This is a genomic window from Pseudomonas sp. RC4D1, assembly GCF_018390395.1.
GTDB lineage: Bacteria > Pseudomonadota > Gammaproteobacteria > Pseudomonadales > Pseudomonadaceae > Aquipseudomonas > Aquipseudomonas danubii.
The window spans coordinates 806,682-827,505 of record NZ_JAHBAW010000002.1; the positions used below are offsets into that span (position 1 = coordinate 806,682).

The following is a 20,824-nucleotide window of genomic DNA, read 5'->3' on the forward strand; positions in this document are numbered from 1 at the left end:
TGCGCGAGAAGAACATGAGCGACTTCAATACCCTGGAACTGCTGCGTGACCCTCGTGGCTTCGCCACCCTGTGGCTCAGCCGCGAAACCAAGAACAACGCCTTCAACGCCGAGATGATCCGCGAGCTGATCCTGGCCCTGGATCAGGTGCAGGGCGACCCGAGCCTGCGCTTCTTGCTGCTGCGCGGACGCGGTAAGCACTTCAGTGCCGGCGCCGACCTGGCCTGGATGCAGCAGTCCGCCGAACTCGACTACCAGACCAACCTCGACGACGCCCGGGAACTGGCGGAGTTGATGTACAACCTGGCCAAGCTGAAGATCCCGACCCTGGCCGTGGTGCAAGGCGCAGCATTTGGTGGGGCCCTGGGCCTGATCAGTTGCTGCGACATGGCAATCGGTACCGACGATGCGCAGTTCTGCTTGTCGGAAGTCCGCATTGGCCTGGCACCAGCGGTCATCAGTCCCTTTGTGGTCCAGGCCATTGGCGAGCGCGCCGCCCGACGTTATGCCCTCACCGCCGAGCGCTTTGGCGGCCAACGGGCACGGGAAATCGGCTTGCTGGCGGAGAGTTACCCGGCTACCGAACTGGAACAGCAAGTCGCCCAATGGATCGACAACCTGCTGCTCAACAGTCCCCAGGCCATGCGTGCCAGCAAGGACCTGCTGCGAGAAGTGGGCAACGGCGCCCTCACCACAGCCCTGCGCCGCTACTGCGAAAATGCCATCGCGCGGATTCGGGTCAGCACCGAAGGCCAGGAAGGCCTGCGGGCCTTCCTGGAAAAACGCCCGCCCAGCTGGCAGTCCGAGACCACGACCAAGGAGTCCCGCTGATGAGCGCCCCTGTTCTAGATACTTTGCTGGTGGCCAACCGTGGCGAGATCGCCTGCCGCGTGATGCGCACCGCCAAGGCCTTGGGCCTGACCACCGTAGCCGTGCACAGCGCCACCGACCGCGATGCCCGGCACAGCCGCGAGGCAGATATCCGCGTCGACCTGGGGGGCAGCAAGGCCGCCGACAGTTACTTGCAGATCGACAAGCTGATCGCCGCGGCCAAGGCCAGCGGCGCCCAGGCCATCCACCCCGGTTACGGCTTTCTCTCGGAAAACGCCGGTTTTGCCCGAGCCATCGAAGCGGCGGGCCTGATCTTTCTCGGCCCGCCCGCCTCGGCCATTGACGCCATGGGCAGCAAGTCGGCGGCGAAGGCACTGATGGAAACCGCTGGCGTACCTCTGGTGCCGGGTTATCACGGCGAAGCCCAGGACCTGGAAACCTTCCGCAGTGCCGCCGAGCGCATCGGTTACCCGGTACTGCTCAAGGCCACCGCTGGCGGCGGCGGCAAGGGCATGAAAGTGGTCGAGGACGTCAGCCAGTTGGCCGAAGCCCTGGCCTCAGCCCAACGTGAAGCCCAATCGTCCTTTGGCGATTCGCGGATGCTGGTGGAAAAGTACCTGCTCAAGCCCCGCCACGTGGAGATCCAGGTGTTCGCCGACCAACACGGCAACTGCCTGTACCTCAACGAGCGCGACTGCTCGATCCAGCGGCGTCACCAGAAAGTGGTCGAAGAAGCCCCCGCTACCGGCCTCAGCCCCGAGTTGCGCAAGGCCATGGGCGAAGCCGCCGTGCGCGCGGCCCAGGCCATCGGCTACGTCGGCGCCGGCACCGTGGAATTTCTCCTGGATGCTCGCGGCGAATTCTTCTTCATGGAAATGAATACCCGGCTGCAGGTGGAACACCCGGTTACCGAAGCCATTACCGGCCTCGATCTGGTGGCCTGGCAAATACGCGTGGCCCAGGGTGAAGCCCTGCCCATCAGCCAGGAACAGGTCCCGCTGCTGGGGCACGCCATTGAAGTGCGCTTGTATGCCGAAGATCCGGGCAACGACTTCCTTCCCGCGACCGGGCGCCTGGAGTTGTATCGCGAATCCGCCGCTGGCCCGGGCCGTCGGGTAGACAGCGGGGTCGAGGAAGGCGATAGCGTGTCGCCCTTCTACGATCCGATGCTGGGCAAGCTGATCGCCTGGGGCGAAAACCGCGAGCAGGCTCGTCTGCGCCTGCTAAGCATGCTGAACGAGTTCGCCATCGGTGGCCTGAAAACCAACCTGGCGTTCCTGCGGCGCATCATTGCCCATCCGGCGTTCGCCGAGGCGCAACTGGATACCGGATTTATCCCACGCTATCAGGAACAATTACTGCCGGCGCCCAGCGAACTCGGCGCGGACTTCTGGCAAGCGGCCGCACAGGCGTTTACACAAAGCCAGCCGGAACGGGTGCGTAGCGACGACCTGCAGTCCCCATGGTCGGCAGTCAATGGCTGGCGCAGCGCGTTACCGGCCCAGACCAGCCTGCACCTGAGCTGTGCCGGACAGGATCAGGCCATCAGCCTGGGCGCTCGCTCGCCAGCCTTCCAGTTGCAAGGTGAACACCTATGGGTAGAGCAACAAGGGCTGCGTCGTGAACATCGCGCCATTCGCCGTGGTGACACTCTGTACCTGCACTGGCAGGGCGAGATGCACAGCGTCACGGCTTACGATCCGATTGCTGCAGCCGATGCCAGTCACAGCCACCAGGGCGGACTTACTGCGCCCATGAACGGCAGCATCGTGCGGGTGCTGGTCAGCGCCGGGCAAAGCGTCGAAGCCGGTGCGCAACTGGTGGTGCTGGAGGCGATGAAGATGGAACACAGCATCCGCGCGCCCCAGGCAGGCGTCATCAAGGCACTGTATTGCCAGGAAGGCGAAATGGTTAGTGAAGGCAGTGCGTTGGTAGAGTTGGAGTAAACCCACTAATAAGAAAGCCCCTTCCTAGCTGTAGGAAGGGGCCTTTCAAGCAAGTTAAAACTTCGCAGTAGCTTGTACGACTACACCAATAACCCGGCACTCGTCGCTGTAGAGCATCTTCGGATAGGTGGGATTGAGGGGAACCAGATAATGCTGACTGCCCTCTTTCACCCACTTACGAAAGATCGCCTCGGCATTACCGGGACACTGTACGACCACCAACTTCCCAGGTTCGGCGGTAATAGCCGGGTCCACCAGAATCAGCATATCCTGACTGATGCTCAAGCCGCTGGGCGCAATCATTGCGTCACCGACTACCACCAGCCAGAACGCCGCGCCTTGAGCCTGATAATCGGAAAGCTCATAGCGCTCCGGTACATAGGCTGACTTGCCATCTTCACGAACTTCCCCAGCAGCTCGCCAATCGCTCACCGGATAACGGAAATACGGATTGTACTTGTGCAACAGTGAAGGCTCGTTCACCAGGGGTTCGCCATCGTCACCGAGCATGGGTTTCTCGCGGACCACCAGGGCAACTTCCAGAAAGCCCATGCCGATCTCTTCAAGCACCCGATTCATGTCTTCGATCTTTGGCTGACGGCGTTTGCTCAACCAATGACCGATACCACCTTGAGACATGCCCAGACGCTCGGCGAGTTTTTCCTGTGTGACCTTGCGGCCTTTCATGTTGGCTTTGACCAACTCGATCCATTTGTCCATGGACTGAACAATACGTTGTGTATTTCCCGCCTCAACACACAACTTGTAGTATTTGAAATCTCGTCACAATTACAATACGTATTAATCTAGTTCATACCCCTCTTTCCTTTTCTCAAACAGGACGGAACACTTTATGAACGCAAGCAGCAAGGACGTGCCAGAGCTCGATACAGAGACCACATTGAATTCACTCAAGGGCAGCCACGCAGCACGACGGGCGATGGACTACTACTTGAAGCCCGCGCTGACCGGATCGGACAAGGAAGAGAAGTTTTTCGAGGTCAGGCGCAACCTCAGCAGCGAGGAAGCCATGATCCATGCATCCGATCTGCTGCGCTGTGCAGCAGCCACCGCCTATGACGCGGCCGACAATCTGCGGGGGGCCAAGCGTGACCTGGCTTTTTCCGTGGTGCACATGATCGACCTGGCCAAAGCCCTGGTGGACAAGTCCCTGGAAAGTCAGCGCTTTGAGTCCAGCTGAGGCGCCGGCAAGGAATAAACAGCGGAAACAGGAGAAATGGAAAAATATTTTCCGAAGGGCAGGGAAAAACATTTGACTTGCAAATGATAATGATTATTATTGCAAGCAACTGATCGCGAGATCAGTCGATAGCCCAAAGGACCTTAGGTCGGACCTTTGGATTATCTCCTCATCAGGCTAATCACGGTTTTTGACCCGGCTTTTTGCCGGGTCTTTTTTTTGCCAGTTTTCTGGCTTGGCTTCAGGCTAATGAAGACGTGGATGCAGCTAAAATAATGGCGGCGATGATAGCAAAAGAATGTCCTTTTGCAAGATAGCAGCCGTGCTAAATGGCCAGGAAAGACAAAAGTAGCGCTTGAGAATCAATCGCATAGCCACTAAGCTGCTTCTGCGTCAAGGACGACGCCCCCCCTTCTATTACCCCCCTCAGTGTGTAGAGTAGCGGTCATAACAATCCTATACAGGGACCGACCATGACCGTGGGTAATCACACTTCGTTTCAAATTACTGCCGACTTCGACAGCGGCAATATCAACGTGCTGGACATCAGCAATCCGCTGCAGGCACTGCTGGCCATCCGTCCGGATACCCAGAGTCCGCACTTCCAATGGTTTCACTTCAAGGTCAGCGGCCTGCATGTCGGCCAGGAACATTGGTTCCGCCTGACCAACGCCAGCCAGTCCTCCTACAACAAAGCCTGGACCGGCTACCAGGCCGTCGCTTCCTATGACCATGTGAACTGGTTTCGCGTACCGACGATCTTCGAAGGTGACGCCCTGCGTTTCAATCTGGAGGCCACCCAGACTCACGCCTGGTTCGCTTACTTCGAGCCCTACAGTCGCGGGCGCCACGACTGGCTGATCGATCAAGCCCTGAGCAAGGCCGACACCGAACTGCTGGCAGTGGGCAAAAGCGTCGAAGGCCGGGATATCCAGCTTCTGCGCAAGGGCAGCGGCAAGGAAGGGCAGCGCAAGATCTGGATCATTGCCCAACAGCATCCCGGCGAGCACATGGCCGAATGGTTCATGGAAGGCGTGATCGAGCGCCTGCAACACCGGGATGACCCGGAGCTCAACTCGCTGCTGGCCAAGGCCGATCTGTACCTGGTGCCCAACATGAACCCGGACGGCGCGTTCCACGGCCACCTGCGCACCAACGCCAAGGGCCAGGACCTGAATCGCGCCTGGCAGAACGCCAGCCAGGAACTGAGCCCGGAGGTGCTGTTCGTCCAGCAGCAGATGGAAAAGTACGGCGTCGACCTGTTTCTTGATGTGCACGGCGATGAAGAAATTCCTCACGTCTTCACCGCCGGCTGCGAGGGCAACCCGGGCTACACGCCACGCCTGGCGGGACTCGAAGAGCATTTTCGCAGCCACTTGAAGCGCCAGACCCGAGACTTCCAGACTACCCACGGCTACGCCCGGGACAATCCCGGAGAGGCCAACATGACCCTGGCCTGCAATGCCGTCGGGGAGAAATACGACTGCCTGGCGCTGACCCTGGAGATGCCTTTCAAGGACCACGACGATAACCCCAACCCCGTCACCGGCTGGTCCGGCAAGCGCTCCATGCAGCTGGGCAAGGATGTCATGAGCACCCTCGCCGACCTAGTGGATCACCTGCGCTGAACCCGACTGACGGCTGCGCGAGCCTGTGCGCAGTCGTCACTCATCGGCGCCAGCCGGCACCCGTCGGCAATCCTCCGGCCCCAGCAAGCGCCCATCCGCCGCACGCAGTTCCAGCGCACGTAACGGTTGCCCGGTTTCCCGGTCGACCATTCGCGAATACGCCTCGCCCTCCTCGTAGAAAAACGCCTCGCCCCATTGGCGCAAGCCGATGATCAGGGGAAACAGCCCCTTGCCCTTTGGCGTCAGCACGTACTCCTGGTAGGCACTGCCATCCGAGGCCGGCACCACTTCAAAAACCCCGTGTTCCACCAGGGTGCGCAAACGTGCGGCAAGAATGTTCTTGGCCATGCCGAGGTTGCGCTGGAACTCGCCAAAGCGACGGATGCCGTCAAAGGCATCCCGCACAATCAGCAACGACCACCAATCACCGATGGCGTCCAGTGAGCGGGCCACCGGGCACTCGGCATCTTGCAGGCTGGTGCGTTTAACCATGCTGGGCAGTCTCCGTTCGGGCCACAGAAAAGTGGTTGCAATATAAAACCACGACCTCTACCGTACAACTGGTTTTATAACGAAACCAGATACGGAGCCCGACATGTCAAGCGATCCTTCCCCTCCTGCCCCCTCGACTCTTTCACCACGGGTGGTGCTGCTGTTCGCCATCGCCTGTGGCCTGGCGGTGGGCAACGTCTACTACGCCCAGCCGCTTCTGGACGCCATGGCCCGAACCTTCGACCTGCCGCCGGCCACGGTGGGCATCATCATCACCCTGACCCAGGTGGGCTACGGCCTGGGGCTGCTGTTGCTGGTGCCTTTGGGCGACCTGCTCAACCGCCGGCGACTGATCGTCACCCAGACTCTGCTGTCAGTGCTGGCCTTGCTAATGGTGGCCCTGGCCCCCAGCAGCGCCTGGCTGCTGTTGGGCATGGCCAGCACCGGCCTGCTGGCGGTGGTGACCCAAACTCTGGTGGCCTATGCCGCGAACCTGGCACCCACAGCCCAGCGTGGACAGGTGGTCGGCATAGTGACCAGCGGCATCGTGGTGGGCATTCTGCTGGCCCGCACCGTGGCCGGAACCATGGCCGATCTGGCCGGCTGGCGTTCGGTCTATCTGTTGTCGGCCGGCTTGACCCTGCTGGTGGCCCTGACCCTGTGGAGAGTGCTGCCCAGAGTTGAACAGCCACCCGCGGTGCAACGCTACGGGCAATTGCTCGGCTCACTGTTGCAGCTGTTCAGGGAAGAAAAAGTACTGCGCGACCGTGCGGTGCTGGCGATGTTGATCTTCGCCGCGGGCACCGTCTTGTGGACCCCGCTGGTACTGCCTCTGAGCGCCCCGCCGCTGTCGCTGTCTCACACCGAAATCGGCCTGTTTGGCCTGGCCGGGGCCGCCGGCGCCCTGGGCGCAGCAAGGGCCGGGCACTGGGCGGATCGCGGCCTGGCGCAGTGGACCAGCGGCCTGGCTCTGGCGTTGATGTTGCTGTCCTGGCTGCCCATCGCCTTTACCCAATCGTCCCTGTGGGCACTGCTACTGGGAGTCATCACCTTCGACCTGGGCTTGCAGGCCGTCCACGTCACCAGCCAGAGCCTGATCTACAGCGTGCGCCCACAAGCCCAGAGCCGCTTGGCCGCCGGTTACATGCTGTTCTACTCCCTGGGCAGCGCCGGCGGCTCGATTGCCGCCACCGCCACCTACGCCTGGGCTGGCTGGATCGGTGTCTGCCTGCTGGGAGCCGCTATCAACAGCCTGGCACTGGTCTATTGGCTGTGGAGCCTGAACCCCGGAAAAGCTCGGACCGAGGCTCGCTGCGCCATTTGAACGACACAGCAGGCTTGCTCAAGGGGGACTCAACCACGCCCCCGCAGCATGCTCTGCAATACCCCGTCTCGGCGGACCCAGCCATGGAACAGTGCCGCCGCCAGATGCAGCAACACCGTCAGGAACAGCAGATAAGCCAGGTAGCCATGGGCCTTGCGCAAGAGAGCGAACACCTGGGCATTGGCCGGCAGGATCGCCGGCAACTGCAACGAACCGCTCAGCATCACCGGGTCCCCGGCCGCCGAAATCATGGCCCAACCCAGTACCGGCAAGCCCAGCATCAGGGCGTACAGCAGCACATGGGAGGCTTTGGCCGCCAACACCTGCCAGCCCGGCAAGTCTGCCGGCAGCGGCGGTTGTCGAGTGGAAAAACGCACAAACAGGCGCACCGCCGCCAACAGCAGAATGGCGATGCCCAACGGCTTGTGCAGGTGGATCAGCCACTCATGACGGGCGGACACCGTGGTCACCATGCCGGCACCGATAAACAGCATGGCAATGATCATCAGCGCCATCAGCCAGTGCAGCAGACGCGCCAGCGGGGCGAAGTGTTGAGGTTGGCTATTCATGGACGCGGTTCCTGGGCGGAGGGCAATTGACTGACTTCACTGGTGCGACGCAGGTAGGAACTGGCGTAGGCGGCAGAACGTGCCGCCAGCAGTGGATCATCGGAGGCCTGGATGCCATTGGGCAGGATCAGCGGGTCGTAATTGATGTCCCGGCACTGGCCACTGTTCTGCGGCTGGGTGCCTTGCAGCACCAGGGTCCCGGCATTGATCACCGGACGCTCTGCGGGCCAGGCCTTGCTGGCGTCATTGGTGGGGTCATCGGGCGCCGCCAGGGTGATCTGCAAACGCCAGCGCAACGGCCCTTGAGCCAAGCGCTGCGTCAGGTCCTGTTCCAGGTAGTCCGCGCCTTGCGGAGCACTGCCCGGAGCTGGCGCCTCACCGGTCTCGGGGACCACACCCCAACGCACCGCCTGGCGCTGGCCACTGGCATTGACCAGGTAGAAGGCATTGATCCCGTTGTAGCTTTCACTGGCGTAGCTGGCTGAAGGCTTGGCGCTCTTGACCCATTGCAGGAAGGGCCCAGCCTCGGGGTGAGCGGCAAAGAACGCCGGCACCCTGGTCGGGTCCGGCTTGCCCGTGGCCGGATCAGGGGAGCTGGCCTGCTGCAGTTGATAGAACGCCTCGGGAGTGCCCACCGGAAACACCGGCATGCTGTTCATTCCCGTGCGCCACTGCTGGCCGTTGGCCTGGAGGAAACGCAACGCCAGGCTGCGGATCGGCACGCTGCTGTCCGGCGCATAGGGGTTGCCGCTGGGCAAGGCAAAACGCCCCACGACCGGCGTTTGCGCCTCGCTGAACACCTGTGCCGTGGAATAGGCCCGGGCCTCGCCACTGCTCTGGAAGTAACCGATGACACACACGCCCTTGGCGTGGTTGCGGCGAAACCCCGGATGCACGCCGTTATTGGTCTCCAGCACATCCACCAGGGCCTTGGGGGTCAGGCGTTGCGGGTCGAAACTGCCGTGCACGTAGGCCAGCGCCGCGGCAGCGGCGGCCACCACCCAGGCAATGGCCCCCAGGCGCAAGGTCAGGCTGACAGCACTCAAGGGCGGACGATCGGGTGGCGAGGATGGGGCAACCATGGACATCTCCAGTACGCGGGGCCACAGGGGCAAGGACCTGTCAGACGCAACCCGGTACCGGTTATTCCAGACGCCGATATTTATTTTTCCGCGACTGGAATAACCTGCAGCACGGCGCGTCTTCCTAGTCCCAAGCCTAGTGACTGGCCCAGCACCTGCAGGACTTCATGAACGATTTCGACGAACAGCTACGCCTGCTGCTCCCCCGCCTCAGGCGCTTTGCCCTGTCCCTGACGCGCCAGCCCAGCAGCGCCGACGATCTGGTGCAGTCCTGCCTGGAGCGCGCCTTGTCGAGTCGGGCCCATAAACGCCCCGAAGGCGATTTGCGAGCCTGGCTGTTTTCCATCCTCTACCGGCAGTTTCTTGATGCCCACCGACGCTCCCGGCGTTACGCACGCATGCTCGAATTCTTTACCGGCCGTGACGACGCCCAGCCTTCGGTGGAGCGCACCGTAGTCGCCCAGTCGACCCTGGCAGCCTTCGACCGCCTGAACGCCGAGCAACGCGCCCTGCTGCTCTGGGTCTCGGTGGAGGGCTTGAGCTACAAGGAAGTGGCAGAGATCCTCCAGGTCCCCGTCGGCACCGTGATGTCGCGCCTGTCCAGGGCCCGCCAGGCGCTGCGCCAACTCAGCGACGGCGAAATCAGCAGCCCCTCTCTACGGATACTCAAATGATCAGCCTGCCCCCCAGCGACAGCGACCTGCACGCCTACGTCGATCACCAACTCAGCGAAGCGGACCGCCGGGTGCTGGACAGTTACCTGGCCAACCATCCGCAAACGGCAGCCCAGGTCCAGGCCTGGCAGCAGGATGCCCAGCACCTGCGGGCCGCCCTCGGTGGCGCCCTGCTGCAAGCGCCCAACCCGGCGCTGGAGCCGACGCTGATCCGTGCGCGCCACCAGCAGCGGGGCTTGCGGCGCCTGGCCAGTGCCGCGGCACTGCTCGTGGCGGTCGGGGTTGGCGGTCTGAGCGGCTGGCAGGCCCGGGAGCTGACCCTGGCCGGCAACAGCGTGCTGCCGATGACCGATGCCCTCCAGGCGTATCGCCTGTTCGCCGAGCAAGGCATCCTGCCGGCGGACTTCAAGGTCCAGGACAACGGCGCCATGCAAGCCTGGCTGGATCGCTACTTCACCCAGGCCAGCCCGCTGCCGGACCTGCACGACGCTGGCTTCAAAGCGGTCAGCGGGCGCCTGCTCAGTACCGAACAAGGACCGGCGGCAATGGTCCTGTACCAGGATCGCGAGGGGCGCAAAGTCAGCTTCTACATCCGCCCGCCAGGACCGCAAAACACCCTGCTACCCCGTGGCAGCCGCCGTGACGGCCCGTTGCAGGCACAGTACTGGTCCGGCGGGGGCTACAACTACGCCATGGTCGGCCCGGTGGAAATTCCCCTGTAGGCCTTCAGAACCCCACGTCCAGGACCACGTTGTCGATGTAGGTGCCGGCTGGGGGAGTGTTCTGGTCGGTGTAGATCCTGGCGTTGTAGTTGAAGATCTGGCTGCCGGTACCCAGGCCATTGCCCGGGTTCACTTCGGCATCGGTGCTGGAGCGCCGGGCACTGCCGACGCTGCCCCAACGGGTGTTGCCGGCACTTTTGAAAATGTCGTAGGCCAGGTAGTTGCTGCCGGAAATCATCCGCCGTCGCCCTCCCGCGCTCACGGGTTGCTGGCCGTCGCTCAAGCCCACGGTATAGGCACTGCCCTTGGTGCAGGACAGGTTGATGGTCTGCCCGGTGACCGTGGCGAACGCACTGACCACCGGCGCACTGCCGAAACTGATGTTCGGCGCGGTGATCACGCAATCGTTGGACACCGTCATGTTCACCGTAAGGGCCTGGGTGCCGCTGCCGATGTCCCGTCCCAGACAGATCCCCAGCGCGCCGATCCCGGCGCAATAGTTCCAGCTCCAGAAGATGCTCAGGTTCTCGGTGTAAACCCCTGCCGCTACGTTGCTGCCGGTGATGGTCCCCATGTAGATGGGCACGGTCTTGGCCACGGTGGCGCTGCCCAGCAAGCCCAGGAGGTCGATGATCGAGTTGCGCGCGAAGTCGAACTGCACGCCCCGAGTGATCGGATAGCTGGTGCTGTTGTTGGCGTACAGGGTGTAGCCGATGACATCGCCCGTGGGGCCGACCATACCGCTGGTGCTGGAAGTGATGGTGGCGTAGAAGTGGTCGTTGCTGGCCAGCAGGCTCAACAGCGAGCCGGTACAGCTCAAGCCCGCATTGGTGGTGGAAGCCGGCTGCGAAGTGGTACGCACCAGGATCGAGCTGACGCTGCCGAACCCCGCCGGTGCGGTGCTGACGGTGTTGCACAGCGCCTGGGCCTGCAGCGTCAGCAGACTCGCCAGCAGCCCCACTATTGTCTGTTGCCATCCCTTGAACCTGTCCACCCTCAGCACTCCCTTGCCTCGTGACGCCACAACTACTGGCAGACCAGCGGGCCGATCAACGGCACCTGCTGCTGTTGCAGATCCATGTCGAACTGCGCACGGCAGCTCTGGCCATCAGCCAGGCTGACTTGCAGGCTGTTGTGTTGCGAAAGATTCTCCAGATACACCAGCCCATCCCAGCCGACCACCGCCCGAGCCCCACTCTGCTCATGGGTCACGGTGCTGCCCAGGGGCAGTTCCCGTTGCTGGGCGTCCACCAGCACCACGCTGGCGGCGATGATCCGGGTCAGTGGAAACTCCAGCAAATAACCGCTGCCACGACGCACCGCCACTCGCTGCTCCACATTCGGCGTCTGGACGTTGGCCGGCAGGTTCAACGGATCGATCTCGTACTTGCCCCGGTAATAGGCACTGCTCCAGGGCACCAGCAAGTGTCCGTTCTTGTCGGTCTGCCCCACCAACTGGTTTTCATAGCGCACCGGGATGTCCTGGTAACCATCGGTGCTGACCACCACAAAGGCATCGTCGATCTGGTTGGCGGCGAACACCTGACGGTCCATCCACACCAGCGAGCCACTGGCATCGGCCCAGCGGGTCTCGGCATCGCGGGTGCCATAGACCCCCGCCTGCAGGCGCACCGACTGCAGGCGCCAGGTGACATCCGCCTGGCGATAGTCGGCGCTGCTGCCCGTGGCATAACCCAGGTTGTAGCCAACCCCGCCCTCCAGGGGCACCGAACGACTGAAATTGACCCGCTGGCGGTTTTCCCCCGTCTTGCTGCGTTCGTTGCTCAGGCTCAGGCTGCCGTGCAAGTCGAAGGGAATCACCAGCTGCGCCTGCATCGCCCACTGGCTGTCGCCGATCTCCCGGTTGGCCGACAGGTAGAAGCTGCTGTTGTGCCACAGCGGCTTGCTCCAGGTCAGGTTCAACAATCGGGTGCGGCTCGAATCGGCGGCCCGCACATCGAAGTAGCCGGCCCCCAGGCTGCCGTAGCGATCCAGGTTGAGGCTCAGGGTCAGTTGCTCGCTGCGCTGGCTGAGGCTGATGTAGGGGCTGTCGACCACCGTCAGGTCGGCATACTGGTCACGACGTTGCATGCGCTGGTACGCCAGGCTGAAACGCTGGTTGTTGTACTGGTAGCCGAAGCTGAACTGCTGACCGCCGCTGCCGTCAAAACGGCTCTGGCTGAGCGCCGTGTTGAGCACGCCGAAGTTGCCCAGGCGCAGATTGCCGCCCACCCCGCCCAGCGTCAGGGAGTCCGAGGCCTCGGCATGCGCTTCCAGGGTCAGGCTGTCGCTCAGGCCATGGCGCAGGCTGCCGGAGGTGACACCCGGGCCATAGCCAAAATCACGCAGGGTGTAGTCCCGGCGCAGGTTCCCTGCGGCCACCGAGAAATCCGTCAGGCCCTTCTGCAGCAGGCTGCTGGTGACGTAGAACGGCACCGTGGTCGACACTTGCCGCCCCAGGGCGTCCGTGGTCACCACCACCGCCTCCCCCGCCCCGTTGATAAAGGGAATGTTGGTCAGGGTGTAGGGCCCCGGCTGCACCTCGCTGCTGCTGGACTTGTAGCCATTGATGAACAGGTCCAGGGAGGATGGCACCGCCGCTTCACCGGCAAACTGCGGCAAGGGATAGGTCACCAGGTCCGGGCGCACGGCGAAATCCCGAGACAGCTGGACCCCACCCAGACGCACCGAACTGCTCCAGGGCAAGGCGCTGCTCACCACGTCACCCGCCTCATAGGTCAGCAGGCGTTCTTCATCGGAAAAACGCCAGGTGGTGTCATAACGCCGATACCCATTGTTCAACGAGCTGCTGGCAACGCCGGACAAGGTCCGCCGGTACTGCCCGGTATTGGACAAGGTGCCCCAGGTGTCGAACAGCCGCACTTCATTCCAGGCCGCCAGGTAGGTGCCGCCTTCATCGGTGTCATTGAGGTACAGATCGTAGTTGAGTAGCGCGCCGAAGCTGCTCAGGGCCGGTGTCCGCGGATAGGCCTGGCGACTGCCGATGAACTGCTCCGGCAGCCAATCCGGCGGCACATCAATCAGCAGGCGCTGGCCCTGACTGTCGTAATCGCTGTGCAGGCCCGGCAGGCTGTCTAGATCGACTTCGCTGCCCAGCCCCTCCGGCAGCTTGATGCCGGTTTCCCGCAGTGTCTGCACCGGCATGAACAATCGTCCGGCACGCTGCTCCACCGCCACCACCTTCCCTGTGTTCATCTGATTGATCACCAGTTCCAGAAACAACTGTGCATCGGCCAGCGACTCCAGGCTGCTGGGCGGTGGCGGCAGCTCGCCAGCTTGGCAAAAAGGCGCCAGCATCAGACCGCACAGGCCAGCCATCAGTCCTTTCCAGCAGCGCAAACAACGAGCAGCGTCCTGGCTCATGGCGGGTTCAAGTCCATCTATGGACATCTCCATCCCAAGGCGGATGCGTCACCGCGCTCACATCCGTCCGTACCTCTTCCTACCGCCACCTGGCAGGCGCTTGCATGACTGCAGTGGATCAGTGCGCAGGCGCCAGACTCTGCACCTGCGGCGCGCCATTGACCCGCAGTTGCAGGGTCGAATCCATTGTCAGGGGGTCCGTCACCGGCCAGCGCATGACCGCCCCGGGCAGCACGTAACCGAGCAAGCCCGGCGCCAGCGGCCGGGTCTGCCCGCCCTGCTTGAACGCCACATCGGTCAGGCGTGCGTGCACTGCCCCCTGGTTACGCAGCTCGAAAAACGTCTTGCCGTCCACCGCCACTTTGCGCCAGCTCAGGTCCGGCACCCCGGCGCCCTTGGGATCGCGAGGGCGGGAAGTGTCTTCCTTGCTCCAGAGCCCGGCACCATAGGCAAACAACGGCACCGAGTAACGCATCTGGAAGCGGATCGCCGCCGCACTCTTGGCCCCCTCTTCCGGGGTGATGGGCTTGGCCGAAGGAATCTCGTCGATGATGATCCGGTACGCCAGCTCCTGCCCCGGCGGCACCTCACGGGTTCGGGTCAGGCGCACCAGTTGCTTCTGCCCGGGTTCGATCTTCGCCACCGGCGGGCTGCCGATGACGTCGCGCTGGTTCTGATACTGGTCGGCAAAACCGCTCTGGCTCCAGGCAAACACCCGGATCTGCAGGTTGGCGGTTTCAGTACCGCGGTTTTCCAGCCACAGTGCACTGGCTTGCTGATCCGCCTCCAGAACCGGATCGATCGGCCAGATCAGCACCGAGCTGGCGGCCTGGACCCTGGGCACGCCGGACAACACGCCGGCCAGTATCAGGTAACCGGTGGCCCGAAGGCACCGCAAAGGTAAATGCATACTGCTACTCCTTGTCCGCCTGCCGACTGGTTGTCGACTCGCCCCATCACCACGACAGCTGCACCTGCAGCACATCGCTGTAAGTCCCCCCAGGCTGATTGCCCGGCAACTGCACCTGCCCGTAAATCGGCAGGCTGATGTTATTGGCATCGCTGTAAGCCACGGCCACGCTCTGGCCTATGCCCAGGCTCTGGCTGTACGCCGCATCGCGAAACAACTGATAGGCCACCCGGGCACTGCCGCTATTGAGCTGCATATGTCGCCCGCTGCTGTTGTACTGACCGCCGTCCACGGTCATGTTCAGGGCCACTCCCGGTGTGCACTGCAATTGCACGCCCCCGATCAACGCCACTCGCACGGTGCTGGTGGACAGCGCCGACTGGCTGCCGAAGGACAGGCTGCCGTAGTTGCTGACACCGCCTACCACCAGACAACCGGCGGTGATGGTGGCACTGACCTGGAAGTTCTGGCTGGTGGCCGCCCAGATCCACGCCGGCCAGGCACTGGCGCAGATCAGGGCAAACAGCGCAAGACCTTGGCTGGCCATGGCATCAGAAGGTCAGCTGCACGGACACCGTATCGGTGTAGGTGCCGGCCGGCAGCCCGGCCTTGCCCACGGCCTGACCATAGAGGTTCACGGTCTGCGCGACCCCGGTGCTCGGCGCCAGGTTGATCACCCCATTGATCGCCACGATCTGCGAGTGGCCGGAGTCGGTGTACAGGTCGTAGGGCACATAGTTGGCCACCCCGTCGTACAAGGCCCGGGTGCCACCCGAGGACATACCGTCATTGTTGCCGCCCTGGATGGTCAGGCTGGGTGTGGTGCCGCTGGAGCAGAGAATCGACAGAGCCCCGCCACCGCCCCCCAGCACCTGGCCAGTGGCCGTCGTAAACAGGCTGTTGGTGGTGCCGAAGTTCAAGGCGCCGAAGTTCAGACCGGTGCTGCCGCCCACCCCGTTGACCTGGCAACTGCTGGTGAGGATCAGGGTCGAGCTGATCTGACCGGTGACCGTAGTGGCGGCGTTGGCCGTGGAAACCATGACCAGTCCCAACAAGGGCCAGCCAATCCTGGATACAAGCGCGTGCATGATGTGCGTCCTCTCGTGAGTTACCAATCCAGCGTGATGGTCAGGGTGTCGGTGTAGACCCCTGCCGGAACCGCGCGGGTATTCGCGACCACAGAGCCGAACACCGGAATGGGAATCCGCCTGCCGCTGCTCACTGCGAAATTGCGCTGCTGGCCGATGCTGTAGCTGTCGCTACCGGATGCATCGACAAACAATCGATAGGGAATGGTCTGGCGTCCGTTGCTCAAACGCCGGGTTGTACCGTCGCCGTTGAGGCCGCCATTGATGGTCACGGTGAAACCGGTGACCGAGGAATTGCAGGCCACCTGCAACTGGCCTTCGGCACTGTCGGTGAGGCTGGCCTTGATGGGATTGCCCCAGGTCGGCCCCTGCTGCCCGAAGTCGAGCATGCCCAGGTTGCTGATGGGGTTCGTGGAGGGCGCGCTGCCGCCACTGCTCACCTGACAACTGGCAGTGATCACCAGGCGCGCCTGGATCTGCCCGCTGATCGCCGCCTGGGCATCATCAACCAGCAGACACAGCGAGCCCAGGGCGACGATCGTCCAGGTCCTGCCTTTCATTGCACCCATCCCGGTTCCATCAGGACTCCCACGTGAGCCGTTCAACCTGAACGGCTGTCCCTGCTCTGCCCGGGTCCCCCGTGGCAGCTGTCATACCCCCGACCTCACCAGGTCAGGGTCACCTTCAATACATCGGAATAGCCCCCGGCCCAGGGAATCTCGGCCAGAGGTTCAATGCGCCCGTACAGGGGCAGATCCACAGTGCCGGAGTCAGGCACCCGTCCACTGACCGGGACATTCACCGGCAACGCAATGCGCCGGGCCGAGTCCTGGTAGAGGCGATAAGGAATGGGTTTGCCCAACGCACGGTTGCTGGCCAGGTAACGCACCTCGCCGACACCGCCATGCAGGCCGCCGTCGATGCGCATCTGATAAGGGGTATCGGGATTGCACTCCAGGCGTGGCAGACGACCACTGACCAATGCCGCAGCCAAAGGCCCCGCCGGATCGTTCAGGCGCGCAGTACTGCCAAAGTCCAAGGTGCCGAGTTGCTCGACACCCGCCTCCCGCTGCTGACCCACCAACTGGCAGCCACGCTGCACATCGACCCGGACCTGCACCTGCAAATCCGCGGCCCCTGCCGTCGCGCTGAGCAACGCGCTCATGAGTGCCAAACCCTTATATCCATTCAAGGCCTCAATCCTTATGAGGAGCATTCGCTGAAATCAGGTTAGCAACCGCGGGCGAAACTGCCAGTTAGCGTATTAATCGGCCTGCCCGGTGTGAATGACCGTCTATCGCCGCCATGCCTTTTCGAGATCACTGGCTGTTGGGTTTTCTATTGGTTAAATTGTCGCGCCGCTTTTAAGGTAGGCGGCCTGGAATCATCGGGGTAACCACCATTGGCCGCTTTACCGCCAACACCTGCACAGACTCAATCACCCTGGCGACGCCTGTTCGCCCGAGCCTTGCGCCGCCCGAACGGTGCCGGTGGCGTGATCCATGACTACTTTCGCCACAAGGCCCTGGACCTGGGATACACCCTCAGCCACAGCCAATTGCGGGTGATCGACTGCATGGCCCGGCAGGCCGACGACCTGACGCAATCCCCCGGCAAGGCCCAGAGCCTGTACCTGTACGGCGCCGTCGGCCGGGGCAAGAGCTGGTTGCTGGACGGCTTCTTCCGCGCCTTGCCCATCGCCGAAAAACAGCGCCTGCACTTCCACGACTTCTTCGCCCAGTTGCACCAGGGCATGTTCCGCCATCAGCAGCAGGCCGACGCTCTGGAAGCCACCCTGGATGAACTGCTCAACCAGTGCCGAGTGCTGTGCTTCGATGAGTTCCATGTCCATGACATTGGCGATGCGATGCTGATCACCCGGCTGTTCAAGGCCCTGTTCAACCGCGGCATCACGCTGTTACTGACCTCCAACTACGCCCCCGAGGGCCTGCTGCCCAACCCGCTGTACCACGCCCGCTTCAAGCCGGTGATCGAACTGATCAACGGGCGCATGCAGGTGATGGAGGTGGGAGGCCCCCACGACTACCGGAGCCAGGCCCGCTCCCACGATCAGCAGCTCTTCACCCAGGGTCACTATGTGTGGCCCGGCACCCCGGCCCAGCGCCAGGCCCTGGAACTGCCCGAGCGCCATGCCGCGGCGGCGCAACTGACAGTAGGCGCCCGGCAATTGACCGTGCGCCAGATCCAGCAGCGCAGCATCCGTTTTGAATTCAACGATGTGTGCGAACAGCCCACGGCCGTCATGGACTACCTGGAACTGAGTCGCCACTTCGACACCTGGATCATCGACGAACTGCCGGAGCTGGGAGAATGCTCGATCGCCGCCCAGCAACGCTTCATCAACCTGATCGACGTGCTCTACGACCAGGACAAACGCCTGCTGCTGATCGGCCAGCGCCCGCTGCACGAGTGTCTCGGCGGCCACGCCATCGACCTGGCGCGCACCCGCAGCCGCCTCGGGCAGTTGCAGGAAATCGGTCCCGGGCCGGCCCATGGCTGAGCCAGCGCACACCTGCATGCACAGGCTGCCGCTGACTTTTTTCCAGCTGCTTGACCTGCACCTGAGCAACTTGACGCTCGAACATCCGTGCCGGTTTGGCCTGCTGGCGTTCTCCCCCGCCGAATTCGCGGCAAAGGGCTACGAACTGATCGGCGAGCCCACGGACTTTCACTTCTACGAAAAGAGCCACTTGACGGATTACCACCAGCGAACGCTGGAGGTGATTTTCAAGTGCTACTTCTTAGGCCAGCAACGGATTGACAGTGGCTTCAATCTGGTGTGCGGCGTCCGCCTTACAACCTTGCTCAAGTACCTCAAAGGTTGGACCGAGCCGGGCCACAGCCTGGCCTTTTACTTCTCGCACGACAAGAAAGAAGGCGCAGTGATTCTGGATGACCGGCATGTGATGCGTTTCAACCAATGGAGCGCCAGAGGCGCCTATCTGATTGCCACCCTGGAAAGCGACTTTGACTCAAGCAACCCCTCGGGCAGAATGGCCACCGAGTCAGTCAAAAAGACCTTTGAACACTACAGCCTGGCGTTGATCTTGCGCGACGCCAGAAATACCAAGCAACCCGCCGCGTTCCGCAGGCTGGCTAGAGAAATGAATGATGCAATCATTTGATCGCGATGAAATCTATCGACTCATAGCCGCTCTGCTCAAAGCCATTCAAAACGGCGAGCGACCCGCGTTATCGGCATTTGCAGTGAGCCCGGCCATTCATGAGGAAATCATCGAGGAGCTGGATTACTCGGGGGAGCAGGTTACGAACCTGACGGTCCCGCCTTATCACCTGGCCTTCAAGCCCGACAGCAGCGGCCGAGTTCCTCTGGACGTTTACCCGACAGAGGACGATCCACAATCGAGGCGAGTGGCGTGCCAGCTATGGTCCGCAGGCCAGAGGACGGATCTCACCCTGATGGCCGACTACTCGGAAAAACAGGAGGCAGCGGCCCTGACGTTCAGGCTATTGGAAACACAGTAACCCTCGGCCCCGGCGGCAAATGGCCTATCCAGCAGCAAAACCCACCGATCTCCTTTATTCTGCAGCCCCTTTTCCTTCTTTCGAGTACTGACGCTGTTCATGGATACCCTTGCTCAACTGCGGGCCGGCCAGCTGGCCGGAATCAAGCGCCTGGACCTGTCCTGTGGACTGACCGAGTTCCCCCGGGAGATCTTCGATCTCGCCGACTCCCTGGAGATCCTCAACCTCAGCGGCAACGCCCTGAGCAGCCTGCCCGACGACCTGCATCGCCTGACCCGCCTGCGCATCCTGTTCTGCTCGGACAACCAGTTCAGTGAAGTACCAGCCTGCCTCGGCCAATGTGCGCAGCTGAGCATGATCGGCTTCAAGGCCAACCGCATCGAACGGGTCCCGGCCGCCGCCCTGCCGCCGCAGTTGCGCTGGCTGATCCTCACCGACAACTGCATCAGTGAACTGCCCGAAGAGCTGGGTAAGCGCCCGCTGTTGCAAAAGCTCATGCTGGCCGGCAACCGCCTGACCACCCTGCCCCAGAGCCTGGGCCAGTGCCACAACCTGGAGCTGCTGCGGATCGCCGCCAACCGCCTGACCGAGCTGCCGCCGTTCCTCCTGGCCCTGCCACGCCTGACCTGGCTGGCCTACGCCGGCAATCCGCTGGAGTCGGAAGCCGACGCCACGGCGCTGGCATCCACGCCAAGCATTCCCTGGAGCGAACTGACCCTGGAGCAGCGCCTGGGCGAAGGCGCCTCGGGAGTGATTCACCAGGCCCAGTGGCAACCCGCCGGGCAGCCGCCGCGCGCGGTGGCGGTCAAGCTGTACAAGGGCGAGATGACCAGCGACGGCTCGCCGCTGCATGAAATGAACGCCTGTATCAGTGCCGGGTTGCATCCGAACCTGATCCGGGTCGAGGGCCGCATCGTCGAGCATCCCCAGGGCCAGAACGGGCTGGTGATGCAACTGATCGACCCCAGCTACCGCAACCTTGCGGCGCTGCCGAGCCTGGATTCCTGCTCCCGGGATATCTACCCGGATAACGCGCACTACCGTGCCGGCGTGATTCTGCAAATCGCCCGCGGCATCGCTTCGGTGGGCGCCCACCTGCATGCCCAGGGCATTACCCACGGCGACCTCTACGGCCACAACACCCTGTGGAATGAACAAGGCGACTGCCTGCTGGGGGATTTTGGCGCGGCGTCCTTCCATGCCAAGGACGACACCCCAGAGAGCCGGGCGCTGCAACGCCTGGAAGTGCGGGCCTTCGGTGTCTTGCTGGAAGAATTGCTGGAGCGCGGGGATGGCTCGCTGAGCCTGGAACAGCGGCAGAAACTGGCGGCGCTGGTGCAGCGCTGCTGTCGGCCAGAGGTGCTGGCACGACCGGACTTTGCCCAGGTCTGTGAGGAATTGGCGGAGCTTTAAAACAGCTTCGCCGGCCAGCCGGCTCCTACAGAGGTATGCAGGAGCCGGCTGGCC

At 62.8% G+C, this 20,824-nt stretch carries 22 protein-coding genes; 11 read left to right on the forward strand and 11 right to left on the reverse strand.

What is annotated here, in order from left to right; genetic code table 11:
- The first annotated feature begins 14 nt into the window (after positions 1 to 14).
- Positions 15 to 830: a gamma-carboxygeranoyl-CoA hydratase gene (locus KHO49_RS19380; protein WP_123394617.1), complete on the forward strand. Its 816-nt coding sequence runs from the start codon at positions 15 to 17 to the stop codon at positions 828 to 830.
- On the forward strand, positions 830 to 2,776 hold the full coding sequence (locus KHO49_RS19385) for an acetyl/propionyl/methylcrotonyl-CoA carboxylase subunit alpha (RefSeq protein WP_213665659.1): 1,947 nt from the start codon (positions 830 to 832) through the stop codon (positions 2,774 to 2,776). The genes KHO49_RS19380 and KHO49_RS19385 overlap by 1 nt, the downstream gene beginning before the upstream one ends.
- 54 nt (positions 2,777 to 2,830) lie before the next feature.
- Here KHO49_RS19385 and KHO49_RS19390 read toward each other — a convergent pair whose 3' ends face one another.
- Entirely contained in the window at positions 2,831 to 3,496 is a 666-nt protein-coding gene (locus KHO49_RS19390) for a LexA family protein (protein ID WP_102881807.1), read from the reverse strand.
- 133 nt (positions 3,497 to 3,629) lie between these two features.
- Between KHO49_RS19390 and KHO49_RS19395 the strand changes: the two genes are divergently transcribed.
- A complete protein-coding gene (locus KHO49_RS19395; protein WP_102864688.1) occupies positions 3,630 to 3,977 on the forward strand; it encodes a DUF6124 family protein in 348 nt (115 codons plus the stop codon).
- Positions 3,978 to 4,450: 473 nt separating this feature from the next.
- The gene (locus KHO49_RS19400; RefSeq protein WP_110596137.1) at positions 4,451 to 5,605 is read left to right on the forward strand and encodes a M14 family metallopeptidase; all 1,155 of its coding nucleotides are present in this window, start codon (positions 4,451 to 4,453) and stop codon (positions 5,603 to 5,605) included.
- 36 nt (positions 5,606 to 5,641) lie between these two features.
- On the opposite strand, the gene KHO49_RS19405 is transcribed toward KHO49_RS19400, so the two are convergent.
- Complete coding sequence (locus tag KHO49_RS19405; protein ID WP_213665660.1) at positions 5,642 to 6,097, reverse strand: winged helix-turn-helix transcriptional regulator; 456 nt, start codon at positions 6,095 to 6,097, stop codon at positions 5,642 to 5,644.
- A 103-nt stretch (positions 6,098 to 6,200) separates the two neighbouring features.
- Here KHO49_RS19405 and KHO49_RS19410 point away from each other — a divergent pair, with 103 nt between their 5' ends.
- Positions 6,201 to 7,421, forward strand: a complete 1,221-nt coding sequence (locus tag KHO49_RS19410) for an MFS transporter (protein WP_213665661.1) — start codon at positions 6,201 to 6,203, stop codon at positions 7,419 to 7,421.
- Between the two features lie 29 nt (positions 7,422 to 7,450).
- Here KHO49_RS19410 and KHO49_RS19415 read toward each other — a convergent pair whose 3' ends face one another.
- Together KHO49_RS19415 and KHO49_RS19420 are read right to left on the reverse strand one after the other, a co-directional pair.
- A complete protein-coding gene (locus KHO49_RS19415) occupies positions 7,451 to 7,990 on the reverse strand; it encodes a cytochrome b (protein WP_110652845.1) in 540 nt (179 codons plus the stop codon).
- Entirely contained in the window at positions 7,987 to 9,072 is a 1,086-nt protein-coding gene (locus KHO49_RS19420) for a catalase family peroxidase (protein WP_213665662.1), read from the reverse strand. Before KHO49_RS19420 ends, KHO49_RS19415 begins: the two co-directional genes overlap by 4 nt.
- A gap of 167 nt (positions 9,073 to 9,239) precedes the next feature.
- Here KHO49_RS19420 and KHO49_RS19425 point away from each other — a divergent pair, with 167 nt between their 5' ends.
- Positions 9,240 to 9,746, forward strand: a complete 507-nt coding sequence (locus KHO49_RS19425; RefSeq protein ID WP_102864682.1) for an RNA polymerase sigma factor — start codon at positions 9,240 to 9,242, stop codon at positions 9,744 to 9,746.
- A complete protein-coding gene (locus KHO49_RS19430; RefSeq protein ID WP_110652847.1) occupies positions 9,743 to 10,468 on the forward strand; it encodes an anti-sigma factor family protein in 726 nt (241 codons plus the stop codon). The genes KHO49_RS19425 and KHO49_RS19430 overlap by 4 nt, the downstream gene beginning before the upstream one ends.
- Before the next feature lie 4 nt (positions 10,469 to 10,472).
- On the opposite strand, the gene KHO49_RS19435 is transcribed toward KHO49_RS19430, so the two are convergent.
- From KHO49_RS19435 to KHO49_RS19465, 7 genes are all read right to left on the reverse strand, one after another.
- The gene (locus KHO49_RS19435; RefSeq protein ID WP_213665663.1) at positions 10,473 to 11,462 is read right to left on the reverse strand and encodes a Csu type fimbrial protein; all 990 of its coding nucleotides are present in this window, start codon (positions 11,460 to 11,462) and stop codon (positions 10,473 to 10,475) included.
- Positions 11,463 to 11,494: 32 nt separating this feature from the next.
- Positions 11,495 to 13,852, reverse strand: a complete 2,358-nt coding sequence (locus KHO49_RS19440; RefSeq protein WP_110652849.1) for a fimbria/pilus outer membrane usher protein — start codon at positions 13,850 to 13,852, stop codon at positions 11,495 to 11,497.
- A gap of 118 nt (positions 13,853 to 13,970) precedes the next feature.
- On the reverse strand, positions 13,971 to 14,762 hold the full coding sequence (locus KHO49_RS19445) for a fimbrial biogenesis chaperone (protein ID WP_213665664.1): 792 nt from the start codon (positions 14,760 to 14,762) through the stop codon (positions 13,971 to 13,973).
- Positions 14,763 to 14,808: 46 nt separating this feature from the next.
- A complete protein-coding gene (locus tag KHO49_RS19450) occupies positions 14,809 to 15,309 on the reverse strand; it encodes a Csu type fimbrial protein (RefSeq protein ID WP_102864677.1) in 501 nt (166 codons plus the stop codon).
- Positions 15,310 to 15,313: 4 nt separating this feature from the next.
- A complete protein-coding gene (locus KHO49_RS19455; RefSeq protein ID WP_102864676.1) occupies positions 15,314 to 15,850 on the reverse strand; it encodes a Csu type fimbrial protein in 537 nt (178 codons plus the stop codon).
- 20 nt (positions 15,851 to 15,870) lie between these two features.
- Positions 15,871 to 16,410: a Csu type fimbrial protein gene (locus KHO49_RS19460; RefSeq protein WP_213665665.1), complete on the reverse strand. Its 540-nt coding sequence runs from the start codon at positions 16,408 to 16,410 to the stop codon at positions 15,871 to 15,873.
- Between the two features lie 104 nt (positions 16,411 to 16,514).
- Positions 16,515 to 17,015, reverse strand: a complete 501-nt coding sequence (locus tag KHO49_RS19465) for a Csu type fimbrial protein (RefSeq protein WP_213665666.1) — start codon at positions 17,013 to 17,015, stop codon at positions 16,515 to 16,517.
- 237 nt (positions 17,016 to 17,252) lie between these two features.
- Here KHO49_RS19465 and zapE point away from each other — a divergent pair, with 237 nt between their 5' ends.
- From zapE to KHO49_RS19485, 4 genes are all read left to right on the forward strand, one after another.
- Positions 17,253 to 18,371 carry a cell division protein ZapE gene (zapE, locus tag KHO49_RS19470; protein ID WP_213665667.1) on the forward strand — a complete coding sequence of 373 codons (1,119 nt, stop codon included), beginning with the start codon at positions 17,253 to 17,255 and terminating at the stop codon, positions 18,369 to 18,371.
- Positions 18,364 to 18,996 carry a hypothetical protein gene (locus KHO49_RS19475; RefSeq protein WP_213665668.1) on the forward strand — a complete coding sequence of 211 codons (633 nt, stop codon included), beginning with the start codon at positions 18,364 to 18,366 and terminating at the stop codon, positions 18,994 to 18,996. The genes zapE and KHO49_RS19475 overlap by 8 nt, the downstream gene beginning before the upstream one ends.
- Positions 18,980 to 19,357, forward strand: a complete 378-nt coding sequence (locus KHO49_RS19480) for a hypothetical protein (RefSeq protein ID WP_249735691.1) — start codon at positions 18,980 to 18,982, stop codon at positions 19,355 to 19,357. Before KHO49_RS19475 ends, KHO49_RS19480 begins: the two co-directional genes overlap by 17 nt.
- Before the next feature lie 99 nt (positions 19,358 to 19,456).
- Positions 19,457 to 20,770: a leucine-rich repeat-containing protein kinase family protein gene (locus tag KHO49_RS19485; protein WP_213665669.1), complete on the forward strand. Its 1,314-nt coding sequence runs from the start codon at positions 19,457 to 19,459 to the stop codon at positions 20,768 to 20,770.
- The last annotated feature ends 54 nt before the right edge of the window (positions 20,771 to 20,824 follow it).